The organism is Maribacter sp., from assembly GCF_049667165.1.
Classification (GTDB): domain Bacteria; phylum Bacteroidota; class Bacteroidia; order Flavobacteriales; family Flavobacteriaceae; genus Maribacter_A.
In genome coordinates, this window is the sequence record NZ_JBATHS010000411.1 from 1 (window position 1) to 15,627 (window position 15,627).

General features: G+C 42.8%; 12 protein-coding genes and 1 tRNA gene. 7 read left to right on the forward strand and 6 right to left on the reverse strand.

Annotation, left to right across the window (positions count from 1 at the left end; translation table 11 throughout):
* Window positions 1-9 precede the first annotated feature (9 nt).
* Window positions 10-83, reverse strand: a tRNA-Ile gene (locus WBM98_RS18415).
* Between the two features lie 313 nt (window positions 84-396).
* Between WBM98_RS18415 and rbfA the strand changes: the two genes are divergently transcribed.
* Window positions 397-789: a 30S ribosome-binding factor RbfA gene (gene rbfA / locus WBM98_RS18420; RefSeq protein WP_424367479.1), complete on the forward strand. Its 393-nt coding sequence runs from the start codon at window positions 397-399 to the stop codon at window positions 787-789.
* Window positions 790-797: 8 nt separating this feature from the next.
* On the forward strand, window positions 798-1,997 hold the full coding sequence (locus tag WBM98_RS18425) for an ABC transporter permease (protein WP_424367480.1): 1,200 nt from the start codon (window positions 798-800) through the stop codon (window positions 1,995-1,997).
* Here the strand turns inward: WBM98_RS18425 and dusB are convergent.
* Together dusB and WBM98_RS18435 are read right to left on the reverse strand one after the other, a co-directional pair.
* On the reverse strand, window positions 1,994-2,992 hold the full coding sequence (gene dusB / locus WBM98_RS18430; RefSeq protein WP_424367481.1) for a tRNA dihydrouridine synthase DusB: 999 nt from the start codon (window positions 2,990-2,992) through the stop codon (window positions 1,994-1,996). The two genes, WBM98_RS18425 and dusB, sit on opposite strands and share 4 nt — an antisense overlap.
* A 38-nt stretch (window positions 2,993-3,030) precedes the next feature.
* The gene (locus WBM98_RS18435) at window positions 3,031-4,254 is read right to left on the reverse strand and encodes a M20/M25/M40 family metallo-hydrolase (RefSeq protein WP_424367502.1); all 1,224 of its coding nucleotides are present in this window, start codon (window positions 4,252-4,254) and stop codon (window positions 3,031-3,033) included.
* A 38-nt stretch (window positions 4,255-4,292) separates the two neighbouring features.
* Between WBM98_RS18435 and WBM98_RS18440 the strand changes: the two genes are divergently transcribed.
* Window positions 4,293-5,399 (forward strand): TolB family protein, encoded by a 1,107-nt coding sequence (locus WBM98_RS18440; RefSeq protein ID WP_424367482.1) that lies wholly within the window; start codon window positions 4,293-4,295, stop codon window positions 5,397-5,399.
* A 267-nt stretch (window positions 5,400-5,666) separates the two neighbouring features.
* Here WBM98_RS18440 and WBM98_RS18445 read toward each other — a convergent pair whose 3' ends face one another.
* Window positions 5,667-8,081, reverse strand: a complete 2,415-nt coding sequence (locus WBM98_RS18445; protein ID WP_424367483.1) for a TonB-dependent receptor domain-containing protein — start codon at window positions 8,079-8,081, stop codon at window positions 5,667-5,669.
* Window positions 8,082-8,300: 219 nt separating this feature from the next.
* On the opposite strand from WBM98_RS18445, the gene lepA reads away from it, so the two are divergent.
* Window positions 8,301-10,097 (forward strand): translation elongation factor 4, encoded by a 1,797-nt coding sequence (lepA, locus tag WBM98_RS18450; RefSeq protein ID WP_424367484.1) that lies wholly within the window; start codon window positions 8,301-8,303, stop codon window positions 10,095-10,097.
* A 59-nt stretch (window positions 10,098-10,156) separates the two neighbouring features.
* Here the strand turns inward: lepA and WBM98_RS18455 are convergent, their stop codons facing one another.
* On the reverse strand, window positions 10,157-10,405 hold the full coding sequence (locus tag WBM98_RS18455; RefSeq protein ID WP_424367485.1) for a hypothetical protein: 249 nt from the start codon (window positions 10,403-10,405) through the stop codon (window positions 10,157-10,159).
* Window positions 10,406-10,852: 447 nt separating this feature from the next.
* Between WBM98_RS18455 and WBM98_RS18460 the strand changes: the two genes are divergently transcribed.
* Window positions 10,853-11,086 (forward strand): GTP-binding protein LepA, encoded by a 234-nt coding sequence (locus WBM98_RS18460; protein ID WP_424367486.1) that lies wholly within the window; start codon window positions 10,853-10,855, stop codon window positions 11,084-11,086.
* 71 nt (window positions 11,087-11,157) lie between these two features.
* A complete protein-coding gene (locus tag WBM98_RS18465) occupies window positions 11,158-12,795 on the forward strand; it encodes a DUF4038 domain-containing protein (RefSeq protein ID WP_424367487.1) in 1,638 nt (545 codons plus the stop codon).
* 4 nt (window positions 12,796-12,799) lie between these two features.
* Here WBM98_RS18465 and WBM98_RS18470 read toward each other — a convergent pair whose 3' ends face one another.
* Entirely contained in the window at window positions 12,800-14,659 is a 1,860-nt protein-coding gene (locus WBM98_RS18470; protein ID WP_424367488.1) for a cation:proton antiporter, read from the reverse strand.
* Between the two features lie 108 nt (window positions 14,660-14,767).
* On the opposite strand from WBM98_RS18470, the gene WBM98_RS18475 reads away from it, so the two are divergent.
* Window positions 14,768-15,625, forward strand: coding sequence for a universal stress protein (locus tag WBM98_RS18475; RefSeq protein WP_424367489.1), 858 nt, complete (start codon window positions 14,768-14,770; stop codon window positions 15,623-15,625).
* Window positions 15,626-15,627: the final 2 nt, after the last annotated feature.

Genomic DNA, 15,627 nt, shown 5'->3' on the forward strand with positions numbered 1-15,627 from the left:
TTATTAAAGTGGTCCCACCTGGGCTCGAACCAGGGACCCCCTGATTATGAGTCAGGTGCTCTAACCAGCTGAGCTATAGGACCAATTCTAAATATGTCGATACAAGTCTTATACTCTGTGCTCTAATGCTGATGAAGCTTTTGCTTATCAGCATCTCTGACGGAGTCTGATACTCGCCAGAGTCATCAGACCTGATATACCGAAGAACGGTATCGCCAAGTGGGCAGGTAAAACCTATATTCTAATATTTTACGCTATCTGGTTTATAGCGACATTTGTGCCAAAACGAGGGCAAATTTAAGTAATAACCCGAACTACACAAAATATTGCGCTTCCATTTTAGGTGAAAAAAAACCTGAAATCAATATTACCCGTAATTCTGCGTATTTTTGCCCTATGGAAACACAACGACAGAAAAAGATCGGGGGCGTCATTCAAAAAGATATCGTTGATATCTTACAACGTGCGGCTATCCAAGGGGGAATGACCGGGATCCTCATTTCAGTGTCTAAGGTCAACGTGACCACCGACCTGTCCATCGCCAAAGTCTATCTCAGTATCTTTCCCAACAAGAAGGCCAAGGAACTTATGGAAGGGATTCGATCGAACCAACCCTTGATCAAGCACGAATTGGCCCAACGCACCAAGCACCAATTACGAAGAGTGCCCGAACTTTTATTCTATTTGGATGATTCCCTCGACTATATCGAGAATATTGAAAAGTCCTTAAAAGGGGAGGAAAACCCCATTGAGAATAGAGATCTGCTTCCCAAAAGAAAAAAATCCTAGAACTTGATTTGAATTTTCCGTTTTACATAGCACAACGATACCTACGCTCCAAAAGCAGCCAAAACGCGGTGAACATCATAAACTTTGTGACGTTCATCGTAATCGTCATCGGATCGGCATCCTTGTTTATCGTGCTTTCGGGTTTTGCCGGATTAAAGACCTTTAGTCTCTCCTATACCACTATCTTCGACCCTGATCTCAAGGCGACCCCAACTACGGGGAAGTTTTTTAGCATCACCCCCGAGCAGGAACAAAAATTAGCTCAAATCGATGGTATTACCTCTTTTTCTAAGGAATTGGAGGAACAGGTTTCCTTTACCCATAAGGGCAAAAATCATTTTGCCTATATCAAAGGGGTGGATCAAGCCTATACAACGACCACGGAAATCGATAGTGCCCTTATTTTTGGAAATTGGTTCTTTTCAGACCAACAAGGGGTGGCCGGAATAGGGTTGACCAATAAACTGGGGTTAACCGTTAACCAAACACGAAACCCTTTGGTCGTTCTTGCGCCAAAACCAGGGAAAGGCTCTATCTCACAATCCACCAAGCCTTATAATGAATTGCCTTTGATCATCAGTGGCGTATATTCGGTGGAAGAAGGATTGGATAACAAATACGTGTTTACCGATCTGGCCGTGGTACAGGCCCTCTTGGAAAAAGACGGGACGAAAGTCTCGGGTATCGACTTTAAATTGGTACCCGATACCGATACGCCCGAAATTCGGGCCAAGATTGCCGCGATTTTCGATAACACCATACTCCTTAAGAATCGGGAGGAACAGAACAGCTCGTTATACCGGATGTTGAATACTGAAAACCTGGCTACCTATCTAATTTTTACCTTGGTGTTGGTCATTGCCCTTTTTAATGTGGTAGGGGCGATCATCATGATGATCTTGGATAAGCAACAAAACTCCAAAACCCTCTATAGCCTTGGTTCCACCATCAAAGATCTACGTAGGATCTATTTTGTGCAGGGGGTCATCGTTACGGGAGCAGGTGGTTTTATCGGGGTGCTATTGGCCTCCCTATTAATCTGGTCACAGCTGGCCTTCGGTTGGTTGAAGATCACCCCTACGCTGGCCTATCCGGTCGAATACCAGTGGATGAATATTTTGATCGTTCTAGCTACGATCATAGTCCTTGGCATCATTGCATCGAAGATTGCCAGCAGTCGGATCACGAAAAAGTTGATTTCGGCCTAACGGGCTTCAAAAACATGGTCTACGAACTTTTGTGATACCTCCTCAAAAGTATCGAATACATCGGCCGCGGCATCGCTGGTGACCATTTTCATGCGGTATTCCTTAAAATTAGGGATGCCTTTAAAATAGTTGGTGTAATGGCGACGGGTTTCAAAAACCCCCAATTTTTCTCCTTTCCAATCGATGGCCATCTGTAAATGTCTTCGGGCGGCCTCCACCCTTTCCTGCAAAGTCGGCGGCGCTAAATGATTCCCGGTGGCAAAGAAATGCTTCACTTCCCTAAAAAACCAAGGGTAGCCGATACTGGCCCTACCGATCATGGCGCCGTCAAGTCCGAAATCATCACGCATTCTTAGGGCAGCTTCCGGGGTATCGACATCCCCGTTGCCGAAAACAGGAATATGCATCCGCTGATTGTTTTTCACGGCAGCGATGGGGGTCCAATCCGCCTCGCCCTTGTACATTTGCACCCGAGTTCTACCATGTATGGAAATGGCCTTACAGCCCACATCCTGCAAACGCTCAGCCACCTCAACAATCTGAATGGAATCTTGGTCCCACCCCAATCGTGTTTTTACGGTGATGGGCAAATGGGTGCGCTCGACCATGGCCTTGGTCAGGGAGACCATCAGGTCGATATCTTTCAAAATACCTGCCCCAGCCCCTTTGCTGACCACTTTCTTTACCGGGCATCCAAAATTGATGTCAATGATATCCGGATTGGATTTTTCCACAATCTCAACAGATTGCAACATGGAATCGAGGTTGGCGCCGAAAATTTGGATCCCTACGGGACGTTCTTTCTCATAGATATCGAGCTTCATGACACTTTTGGCCGCATCTCGGATCAATCCTTCGGAGGAAATAAATTCAGTATAGACCACATCGGCCCCATACTCCTTGCACAAGGCACGAAAAGGAGGGTCACTCACATCCTCCATAGGGGCAAGCAACAAAGGGAATTCGGGCAACACAATGTCTCCGATTTTTGGCATCTTCCAGTTTTAAAAATGTGGTGCAAAAATAAGCAAATCTAAAAAGTGATCTCCGCCTCGATTTTCTTTCCGTTTCGATCTACGAGCACTTTGGTCGTATTACCTTTTTCAAAGGCCGACAAGGCCCGCATATAGCTCATCATATCCACGACAGTGCTATCTCCCAATTGTACAACGATATCGCCTTTCATAAGTCCAGCTTTTTGGGCCGGCTTCTCCTCACTGACACCGTCAATACGCATACCCTTACCATCAAAAAGATAGTCGGGAACAACGCCCAAGGCCACTTTAAAACGAGGCACCTCCTCACTCTCGTTCTTGGTCTTTTTGAAGGCCAATTTCGGGTCGTCATCAAGTTCGGAAATCACAGCCATGATATAGCCCACGATTTGCTGCATCCCTTCATAGTTCAATTTATCGGCATCATCCGAAGGCTTGTGGTAATCCTCATGCTGTCCTGTAAAAAAATGTAATACCGGGATGTCCTGCAGATAAAATGATGTATGATCTGATGGTCCTACGCCAGATTCCTTCAGTACCAATTTAAATCCTGGATTCGTGGCATTCAGCACTTGGTTCCAAATGGGGGCGGTTCCAGTACCGCTTATTGATAGCGTCTTGTCTTCCCTGAGCCTGCCCACCATATCCATATTGATCATATAGCTCACGTCACCCAAGTCGATGGTCGGGTTTTTAGCAAAATAATTACTGCCCAACAAACCGATCTCTTCCCCAGAGAAAGCCATAAACAGGTAATTGTTGCTTTTAGGACCTTTTTTTAGTAGGCTATCGGCTACTTGCAGGAGTACGGCTACCCCACTGGCGTTGTCATCCGCACCATTGTGTATGGCCATACCCTCCCGATACAAAGAACCTTCACCCCCCATCCCTAAATGGTCATAATGGGCACCGATAATCACCGTGTGCGCTGCCTTATTGTCAAAAAATCCGATGACGTTGGTACCTGTAATAGTACTGTCCCCATTACCAAATGTAACCTCCTGGTGCGGGTCTTTCTTGGGTGAAAAGGAAAACGTTTGATAGAAGGTTCCCGAATCCCCTGCGGGATTTAGATGAAGAGCCTTCATTCTTCCCTTAAGATACTCGGCGGCCATCAGTTCTTCCTCTGATCCGGTAGCCCGCCCCTTTAGACTGTCACTAGCCAAAAAAAAGACATCATCCTGAAGCGTATACGTGGTTGTTTTTTCTTGTTTACAGGAAACGATTAACAACAATACCAATGGTAATACTAACTTTTTCATCATTTTTGTACCTTGTTTTTATCAAAAATAAACAACCTATGAGAACTTTTCTGTGTTTTGCCTTAGTTATCCTATTCATGAATTGTAAAAATGAACCCAAGAAAGCGCTGGAAAAGAAGGAAAATCCTACCTCGCTAATGGCCGGGTCTGATACCTTGATCTATGATGGGGAAAAACATTTCAAATCCATTCGCCAAATTACTTTTGGTGGCGACAATGCGGAGGCGTATTGGAGTTTTGATGACAAGCAAATGATATTCCAATCGAACAATGCAGCTTGGGGATTGCAATGCGACCAGATGTTCTTAATGGATGTTTCCGAAAGCTTTAAGGACAAAAAACCTCCGATGGTCAGCACAGGTAAGGGACGTACCACCTGTGCGTATTTTCTACCAGATAATGAGCATTTTGTGTATGGGTCTACCCACCTGGCCGATGCGGCATGCCCCGAGGTACCCTTGCGGAAAAATGGGAAATATGTGTGGCCCGTCTACGATTCCTTCGATATTTTTGTGGCCGATCTGGGCGGGAATATCACGGCCCAATTGACCGATGAACCGGGCTATGATGCGGAAGCTACCGTATCGCCCAAGGGGGATAAGATCGTATTCACTTCTACACGAAGTGGCGATTTGGAACTCTATACCATGAACTTGGACGGTAGCGATGTGAAACAGATTACCGACGAATTAGGGTATGATGGAGGGGCCTTCTTCTCACCTGATGGCACTAAATTGATTTTTAGGGCTTCCCGACCCAAAACCCCGGAAGCCATAAAGGAATACAAGGATCTTTTGGCGCAAGGACTGGTGCAACCCACTGAAATGGAACTTTTTATCTGCAATGCAGACGGTAGTGATCTAAAACAATTGACGTTCTTGGGGAATGCCAATTGGAGTCCATTTTTTCATCCTTCTGGGGAAAAAATACTTTTTTCAAGCAATTTTGAGGCAGAGAAAGGATTTCCCTTTAACCTCTACTTGATCGATATCGATGGAAAAAATCTGGAGCGGGTAACCCATGGTCAAACCTTCGATGCCTTTCCCGTTTTCTCCAATGACGGTAAGTACTTGGCCTTTTCGAGCAACCGGAACAATGGAGGGGGTAGGGATACCAATCTGTTCATTGCAGAATGGCAAGACTAAATCGTACTAGAGGCCAAAATGGCCTAGGCCGCACAATTTGAATTATTTATTATTCGTATGTCCGATATAGCCATCTTTGGTGAAAATAATATGTTCCTGCTGGGGTTAGTGGGTTTCGCTCCATTGGGTTTATTGCTGCTAGTCGCATATTTTCTCCGTTCTTTAGGGAAACAAAAAGCAGCCAAGCTACTTTTTATTGCTGCCGGAGTGTATCTGTTAGTTGGCCTAGGGATTTGTGTTGGGTTAATGGGGGAATTCTGACCCTAACTATATGCGGCCACGCTCATCTACATTTTTCGACTTTTCATTGGTGCGTATTTTCGTGTTCCCGAATTTATATCTAAAACCCAGCACCAACAATCTGCTCTCGGGCCTATAGTACGATGTGCTATTTTGGTTTAAGTATTTTCTGGTGTTGAACAAACTGGCCTCATTGAAGATATCATCAATACCCAAAGAGATGCTTCCATTGTTCTTGAATACGGTTTTACGTAAGGAAATCCCAAACTTAAAATAGTCTTCCTGTCTTGAATTCCCCAAAATCACCGGGGAGGAATAAAGAATGCTGATATCGGCCTTAAGGCTTTTATCGGCTAAGAACGAAAACCCACTATTGGAACGAATATAGGTGTTCCACAAATCATTTTTGACCAATTGTCCTGAATCCAAATCGGTGAATCGACTCTCGATGTGGGAGGTAGAGGCCAAAAAATAAAAATGCCAAAAGTTGGTGATATTCTTACTGATACTAAAATTAAAACCATAGGCTATGTCCTTATCAACATTTGAACTGATAAATCGTAAAATCTCATTATCGTTATCCTGAAAAACAAGGAGTTGATAGTTGTTTGTCCTATTCTTATAGAACAACTCGAATGTATATGCGCGTTTTAAAGTATATCCCCCGGCCATATAATGCCTTGAAGAAGGCAAGAGATCCGGGTTGCCCTCCACGATCGAATTATAGCTTTGAAAAACCTGGAAAGGATTTAAACTATTGTACCGTGGCCGTGTAATCCTTCGATAATAATAATAATGGAAATCATGATTTCTGTTGGGGGTATACTTTAAAGAAAGGGAGGGGAAAGCCTTGAAATAATCATTTTTCTTAACCGTATTGGTCACATCCAAAGATCCTGTCGTAAGGGTGTACTCCCCCCTAAGACCGGCTTTAAAATCCCATTTGTCCCATTTTGTGTCAAAACTGCCATACCCCGCAAAAATGCTCTCATCATAATCGAACTCCGCGGATGCCGTAGGGTCAATACCTGCCTGGTCACGATCAAATCCCGATTGTTCGATAATACTTTTAGAGTGAATGCTGGCGAATCTGACACCTGTTTCAAATTTAGAGTCGGCTCCCAAAGGTGTTACAAAATCAGCCTGAAAACTAAATAGGTTAATTTTCTGCATGTTATTGGTCAAAAAATCGTTTTGATCGGTAAGGGTGCCATCTACATTAAAGAAGTCAGTGTTCAAATCCTGACCACGTTCATAATCATAATAGGTATAATGGGTGTTGAAAGATAATTCAGCCCCCTTGTTTTTGAATTGGTGTACAAAATCGATATAAAAAGAAGTGTTGATCTGGTTTTCATCAGAATCGTTCAATGTGATAAAACTAGATGCATCCGCACCGCTGGCATCACTGATCTGGGTTACGGTATTGTATAGTCTGGATACCTTGGGATTCCATTGATTTAGGGTAGAAAACGACAAGGAGTTTCTATCGTTGAAATTGTAATCGAAAAACGCATTGAAATTATGCCGTTCCCGTCTTCGAATATAATCCTCTTCCGCTTCCCATGTCGACCTGATTGCACCTTCTTCGATAAAGTTGGTGATATCAGTGTATTGGGTAAGCCATTTCTCCTTATTGAAACTGTAATTCACGGATAGCCCGGCCTTATTACCCTTAAAGTAATGATCCATACCGAGCGTATGTTTGGGATAAACACCTTGGGTATACCGATTGAATATAGCCCCATTATATCCCGCAATGAGGTTCTTCTTCATATTGATGTTTATCAGCATACCGTCTTCCGCGCTATATTTTGAGGGTGGATTGGTAATCACCTCGATCGATTCGACATTGCTGGCCGAAGTACCCGAAAGAAGGTTGATCACATCGGCCCGGGGTAGGTTCACTTTCCTTCCGTTGATCATGATGCCAATATCCTTGTTGCCATTTACTGAAAGTTGGTTGTTGATGACCACCACCCCTGGTGCTCGTTTCAGGGCTTCCCAAATATCACCGTCAGAGAGGGCCGTATTGTCCAAATTGAATACCAAGCGATCAACCTTGCGTTCGATCCTTGGTTTTTGGGTTGACACGATGACCTCATCCAATGCTTGGGCGTAGTTGGAGATTGAAATTTCCCCAATATCGGAATCTGAAGTCACATCGATATTCAAATAGTCAGATTCATTTTCAAGGTAACTGGCCTTAAGAAGATATTTGCCCGGGGGTACATTGGTGATCTTGAACACCCCCTTTTCGTCAGAGGAGGAACCATTGATCAAAAGCGTATCCAAGGGACTTAATAATAACACATTAGCCAACCAAATAGCTTCCTTTTCCTTACTGAGAACCTTCCCTTGTATTGAAAATTCTTGGGCACGCAGGTGATAAGAACTGGAAATAAGGCTTAAACAAAGTAAGATGGGTATTCGATAATTCACGTAAACTTTCGATTGGCGCGTAAATTTAACAATTAAAAACCGTATAATCCTACAAAAATATGTGCGTCTCAACGATTATCCGTTAAAAAACCTGCCTTTTCATAAAATAAAAAACCCAAATCGGCCACGGTTTATTTTACATTATATTTGCATTTCCAAAAGACCATGTCTTTTATGGAATTAAGGCCCTTTATAACTTATATTAAATCCTAAGAGTAGTTGAAGAACATACGAAATTTTTGCATTATCGCCCATATTGACCATGGAAAAAGCACCTTGGCCGACCGGTTACTTGATTTTACCGGTTCTGTCACAGAACGCGAAAAAAAGGAACAATTGCTCGATAATATGGATCTTGAACGGGAGCGTGGTATTACCATTAAGAGCCATGCGATTCAAATGGACTATACCTATAAAGGTGAACAATATACCTTGAACCTCATCGATACCCCGGGACATGTTGATTTTTCCTACGAAGTCTCCCGTTCCATCGCTGCCTGTGAAGGAGCGCTTTTGGTCGTTGATGCGGCCCAAAGTATTCAGGCCCAAACCATAAGTAATCTTTATCTGGCTCTTGAAAATGACCTAGAGATCATTCCGGTTTTGAACAAAGTTGATTTGCCCAGTGCTAGTCCGGAGGAAGTAACCGATGATATTGTTGACCTTTTAGGTTGTAAACCAGAAGATGTTATTCCTGCAAGTGCAAAGACAGGAATTGGGATAGGTGAAATTCTGGAAGCCATAATAGAACGCATCCCTCCACCAAAGGGGAACTTGGATGAATCTTTGCAAGCGTTGGTTTTTGATTCAGTTTATAATCCTTTCCGAGGTGTTGAGACTTATTTTCGAGTAATCAACGGTGAAATAAAAAAGGGCCAGAAAATAAAATTTGTTGCCACTGATAAAAGTTATTTTGCGGATGAGGTAGGAACCTTGAAATTAACCCAACACCCTAAACCAGTTATAAAAGCGGGAGATGTTGGATATTTGATTACGGGTATCAAAGACGCAAGGGAGGTTAAGGTTGGTGATACGATTACCGATTCTGCCAATCCTACAAAAAATCCCATTGCTGGGTTTGAGGATGTTAAACCAATGGTTTTTGCCGGAATTTATCCTGTGGACACAGAGGAATTTGAGGAATTACGTTCTTCAATGGAAAAGCTTCAACTAAATGATGCTTCTTTGGTCTATACGCCGGAAAGTAGTGCGGCCCTTGGCTTTGGTTTTCGCTGTGGCTTTTTGGGCATGTTGCATATGGAAATCATTCAGGAACGTCTGGAGCGCGAATTTGACATGACCGTTATTACTACGGTACCCAACGTAAGTTACCATGCATTTACCCGGAAAAATCCCGATACCCCTTTAATTGTAAACAACCCATCCGATCTTCCTGATCCTTCAACAATTGATCGGGTTGAAGAACCCTATATAAAAGCGACCATTATCACAAAAGCCGATTTTGTGGGCAATGTCATGTCATTGTGTATTGAAAAACGGGGACTTATCACCCATCAAACCTACTTAACGACAGAAAGAGTGGAGCTGAATTTCGATATGCCCTTGGCGGAAATTGTCTTTGATTTCTATGATCGCTTAAAAACCGTTTCCAAAGGGTATGCCTCTTTTGATTATACACCAATTGGATTGCGAGCTTCAAAATTGGTCAGGGTCGATATTCTTTTGAATGGCCAGCCTGTCGATGCCCTTTCGGCCTTAATACATGCCGACAATGCCGCTAACATTGGCAAAAAAATGTGCTCAAAACTCAAGGAATTAATACCACGTCAACAATTTGATATCCCCATACAGGCCGCTATAGGGGCAAAAATCATATCCAGGGAGACAATCAAAGCCCTGCGAAAGGATGTTACGGCAAAGTGTTATGGAGGTGATATCTCACGAAAGCGTAAGCTTCTGGAAAAGCAGAAAAAAGGAAAGAAACGAATGCGCCAAGTCGGCAATGTTGAAATACCCCAACAAGCGTTTATGGCGGTGTTGAAATTGAACGATTAAAAAAACCCCAAGTCGTTGAACTTGGGGCTTTGGTACTCTAGAATTTTATAAATTACTGGTTAAGGTGTCATATTGGCCGCTGCACATGCCAAGTCTACAATTTGCTTTGGAGTTAATCCAGCTAGATCCTCTTCGTTAATTATTTCTGAGCTACCAGTCATTGAATAGGTACCGTCACCGTTATCACATATTTCAATTTTTTGTCCCTGTGCTGTGCAAGAGTCGCATTTTTTGTCATCGTCATCTTTGTTGCAACTTGTAAAAGCTACTGTAGCCGCCAAGGCCATAAATAAAATGGTTTTTTTCATAATAAAAATATTGGTTAATGTTTGATTATGAGAACTTAACGCAAACCCATTTGGCATATTGCCGAATAGTGCTTCTTTAATGAAATAATGTTGTGAAAAACGACTTTACAGTAGTAAGTGTCTAATCATAATAACAAGATTCGTCATAAATATACGTCACTCCAAATCGAGAAAGTCAAAAGACCCCAACAACGATTTATGGCGGTTCTAAAGTTGAACGATTAGGTACCGACCCCTTCCATAGGATTATTTTTTAGTCCCTTATCAATTTTCTTCGCCTTAACAAAGTAGACCGTATCATCGACTATGACGATAAAACTTCGCTTTTCCTGTGTTCTATTGGTCTTACGCGAATTTGGCTATTCATCGATATTTCTAAATTTGCATTTTTTTCTTACCGATGTTTTCGAAATTCCGCGCTACATTTGTACCAAAATTTCTTTTGTAATGACACTTTATATCGCTCAGTTTACGGCCAAACACCGTATTATACAGGTGGAGGAAAATTCAATTTTTATATGGAAACAGGATAGCGGTGAAATAGACACCGCCATGTTGGCCAATAAAATAAAAAGAGAATCCTCCATCCATTTCTTCAACCTGGTTGCAGGTAAGAATTATGAAATCGCCCTTGACGATATTACTGTTACCGTATGGTTGGCAGAGCCTTTTGCAGGATAGATTGTAAAAGTATAAGTGGCATTAGCCAACTTCTGAAATTTTGTATCTTTCCCCTACCATCAGAATGTACCATGAAACGTATTCTTATATCAATTGTCTCGATGCTGCTGGGGTTTTTTCCCTCTTGTCAGGAAAGTCTTGATGAAATTCCCCAATGGACGACCTATGAAATTACCTTGACCACCTCAAGGGAGTATCCTAATCCTTATACCGATGTTGACGTCTGGGGTACCTTTACCAACCAAAAAGGGGATTCCTTGGTAAGACCGGCATTCTGGGACGGCGAGAACACCTGGAAAATTCGTTTTGCCCCAATTGATGCGGATCAAACCTGGACCTGGACATCCTTTGCTTCCAATACAAACGATGCAGGACTTAATGGACAAACGGGTACATTCAAATCAATCCCCTATTCAGGTAATAACAGATTGATTGGCCATGGACCGTTAAAAATGACCAAAGGACATCGAAATCTGATGCACCATTCCGGCAAATCCTTTTTAATGGTAGGCGACACCCCTTGGGCGATACCCTTTCGGGCCACCAAGGAACAAGTTGATACTTATGCCAAAGACCGACAACAAAAGGGATTCAATGCGGCATTGATGATGACCCTTCAACCAGACACCAAAGCAGAGGGGCCAAACGAACGCAACGTCGCCATGGGCTTTAAGAGGGCTTTTTCGGATTTATCGGAGGGGCACCTAAGTAAAATGAACATTGACTACTTTCAGTATTATGATTCATTGGTGCAAATTCTCATCGATCATGAAATTGTACCGGTCTATCAACCCGTTTTCCATGGCTTTGGCTGGAAAGGATTACAGGTATTGGGAAGTAACATCAACCCCCAGGAATATGTACGTTATACCAAATATCTTTTAGCCAGATATGGGAGTATGCCCGCAATATGGCTAATAGCCGGAGATCATAACGGTAAAGATCCGGGGGTGCAGGAAAGTGGGGAAATGCTAGATCTATGGGATTGTTACCAACAACCTGTCGGAATCCATTACAATCCTTGTGATGATTATTTGGCTACTTGGGCCAATGGGGATCGTTCCCATTGTTTTCACTATAACAAATCGTTTCAAGATAAGGCATGGTTAGACTTTCAATGGGCACAAACCGGACACGATGGGGAACATCTATACCATAAGGTAGAACGCATGTACGACAATAAACCCACCAAGGCAGTTGCCAATGGGGAACCTACTTACGAGGGTATGAACAACGGTCAAAATGGACTTGGTTGGTGGCAGGGCGAAGAAGCTTGGATGCAATTAATGCATGGGGGCACCATGGGTGTGGTTTACGGGGCCGCAAGTCTTTGGCAATGGAAAGTTACACCCGATGAAAAAGGATGGGATGCCTGGACCGACCAACCATTATCATGGGAAGGGGCGTTGCATTTAGAGGGGTCAACCTATGTGGGCCTCATTGGGAAGATTACCAAGAACCTCGATATAGGGGATATTGAAAAAAGATGGGATTTGGCCGAAGGTAAACCTATATTGATCAAAGAAGGTGCATTGTATATTTCCTTTTTAAAGAATGGGGGTGAGCTTACAATCAATGGCTTGCCCAAAAACATGGGGTATACATGGATAGACCCAAAAACGGGTCTCCCGAAACAAATGGGAATAGTGACAAAGAATCATTTCAAAGCACCAGACAGTGGCCCTTGGGTATTGGTGATAACCAAGTAGGGCGTCAATTCACGGCGACCTCGGTTTTTAGGGCGGTCTCGTCTATGTCGAACATCTTACCAAGATAGACCAACTTATACCCTTTTTTAATATCCTTGAACTGATCACTATAGGAAGAAATGATCTTCAATTCCCCATCGGGTGTCTTTAAAAAAATTGGGATAATATCCTCATCGGTCTTGGTAATATCGATCAAATCCATATAATGCTTATGATTGTCCAAGGCTATTTCGTGTATAGCGGGGTATTTTCTTGCTGCCTCACTTAACTTTATAAAGTCATCTGTATGTGAAAATAAGCCTTCTTTGGGATTGTTTTCAGGGTCGTTCATTTCATCGGTATCCACCAAACGAAACGATCCATTTTCACCAAATTCCTTTTCGAACTTTTTGATGGCGAATTTGTTGATGTCCGAGTTGCCCGTAAGGGCCATTAAATACCCGACATCGTTCAATTCGATATTATCGGTAAGGGAATCGGAAAAAATATTGGCCGTAAAAGCTTCCAATCCTATCTTTTTCGCCTTATTGATATTGGTATCATTATTATCGACAAGAACGACATGTCTATTGTTCTGTTTTAAATAATGACCTATTAAGCGCGATACCTTAGACGCTCCAATAATAACGATACCCTCAGATTTCGTAAGGAACACCCCTACAATCTTCGCAAAAAATCGTGCCGTGGTGGCATTGAGCAAAACCGTTCCCAACACGATAATAAAAACCAAGGGGGTTATAAATTCCGCCCCGCTCTCGCCCCGCAACACCAATTTAGAACCAAAGAGTGAGGCAATACCGGCAGCCACGATACCTCTTGGGCCCACCCATCCGATAAACAACTTTTCATTGAATTTTAGATTTGACCCCGCTGCACTTATAAAAACCGCCAAAGGCCGTATCAAAAAGACCACTATGGCGAAAAGAATTACTGTGTTCCAATTGTAGATCAACGCTAGATCGGCCATATTGATATTGGCGGCCAACAAGATAAAAAGGATGGAGATGAGCAATACGCTCAGCGATTCCTTAAAATACAACAACTCTTTTATATTGGGCAAATCCATATTGCCTAGGACCATACCCATGACCACCACGGCCAAAAGACCCGACTCATGGGCAAAGATATCGGACTCTACAAAGACCAATAAGACCACCGAGAGCGATACAACGTTAAGTAAGTAATGTGGAATAAGGTTTTTCTTAATGGTAAAGGCCAAGCCATGAGCAAAAGTAAATCCGAATGTAAAACCAAAAAGCAGGATTTTTCCAAATTCGATCAAGGCGGTCATGGTATAGGCCTGATCTTCCCCTACGCTTATAAACTCAAAAATCAATACCGCCACCAACGCACCAATGGGATCGATCAGGATTCCTTCCCACTTTAAAACGGCAGAAACATCCTTCTTTAAGGGTATGTTCCTTAGGATGGGCGTTATCACAGTCGGGCCAGTAACAATTATCAAAGAAGAGAATAAAAAGGATATTTGCCAGCTTAATCCAAAAATATAGTGAGCCGACAAACCTGCCCCAAAAAATGTGACGAGGGAACCTACCGTGATCAATTTTGTGATTACAGGCCCCACATTTCTGATTTCAGAACGTTTTAGGGTCAATCCACCCTCAAAAAGAATAACACTGATAGCCAAGGATACAAAATAATAAAGGCCCTCACCTGGGAAAAGTCCTTTTCGGCCATTCCAAATGGGTTCTATCAATTTGCTTCCATCTTCGGTAAATAATGTGGCAAAGGGCCCTACAAGTAACCCGATCAATATAAGCGGTAAAATGGCAGGTAATTTAAAACGCCAGGCCACCCATTGCGCAATGATTCCCAGGATTACGATTCCAGCTAATTCAATCATGAATCAAATTTTAACGAAAAATACCGTTTTATTACCTAATCTACAATTTATACCCTCCGCAATTTCCTTAATTTATATTGTGCTATCTTGGACTTTCAAACCAAACCCATGCCAGCCGAAATTCATCCTTTTAAGACCATATTATTCGGCTTTGCATATTCTCCCTCGCTCAAGGTGAATGTTTTGGAAACGGCACGAATTGCCCACTTTTTAAATGCAAAGTTGATCTTATTGCATGTTGGAGACAAAACTGTTGACAAACTGACCAAGATAAATGAAATCATCTCTGAAATTGAACATAAGCACTTGGCTATAGATATCATTTGGCGAACGGGCAAACCCTACGATATTATTTTTGATACCTGTGTTCGGAATCATATAGATCTGTTGATTCTCGGGGCCCGACAACATGAAAACATGTTCCAGTTTTATGTGGGGTCCATTGCACGAAAATTAACAAGAAGGGTCAGTTGCTCAGTGCTCCTTTTGATCAAACCATCAGCCGTGCGGGTTCCATGTAAGCATGTTGTGGTCAATGGCTTGAATGCACCTGATACCCCTTTGGCCATTGCCGATGCCTTTTATATGGCCAACGCATTGGGAAGTCAACAATTGACCATTGTCGAGGAGATAGGGCAAAAGGAACTACACGTAACCGTACAGGATGATCGCACCTTAAAAAAGGTAAACCTGGTTAAAGAACGCCTTAAGCACCGTGAAGAATCCCGGGTACGGAAGATAATAGCCGAGTTGCCCAGTACCTTGACCGGTAGCGTTAAGGTCAAGACCCAAAGTATATTCGGCAAAAGAGGGTATTCCATCGGCCATTATGCCGAGGTGGTGCGGGCAGATCTATTGGTCATGAACGCACCGACAAAAATTGGATTGCTTTCTCGTATATTCCCACATGATCTAGAACATATTTTAGCCGATTTACCAACCGATCTATTGATAATCAGAAGATAAAC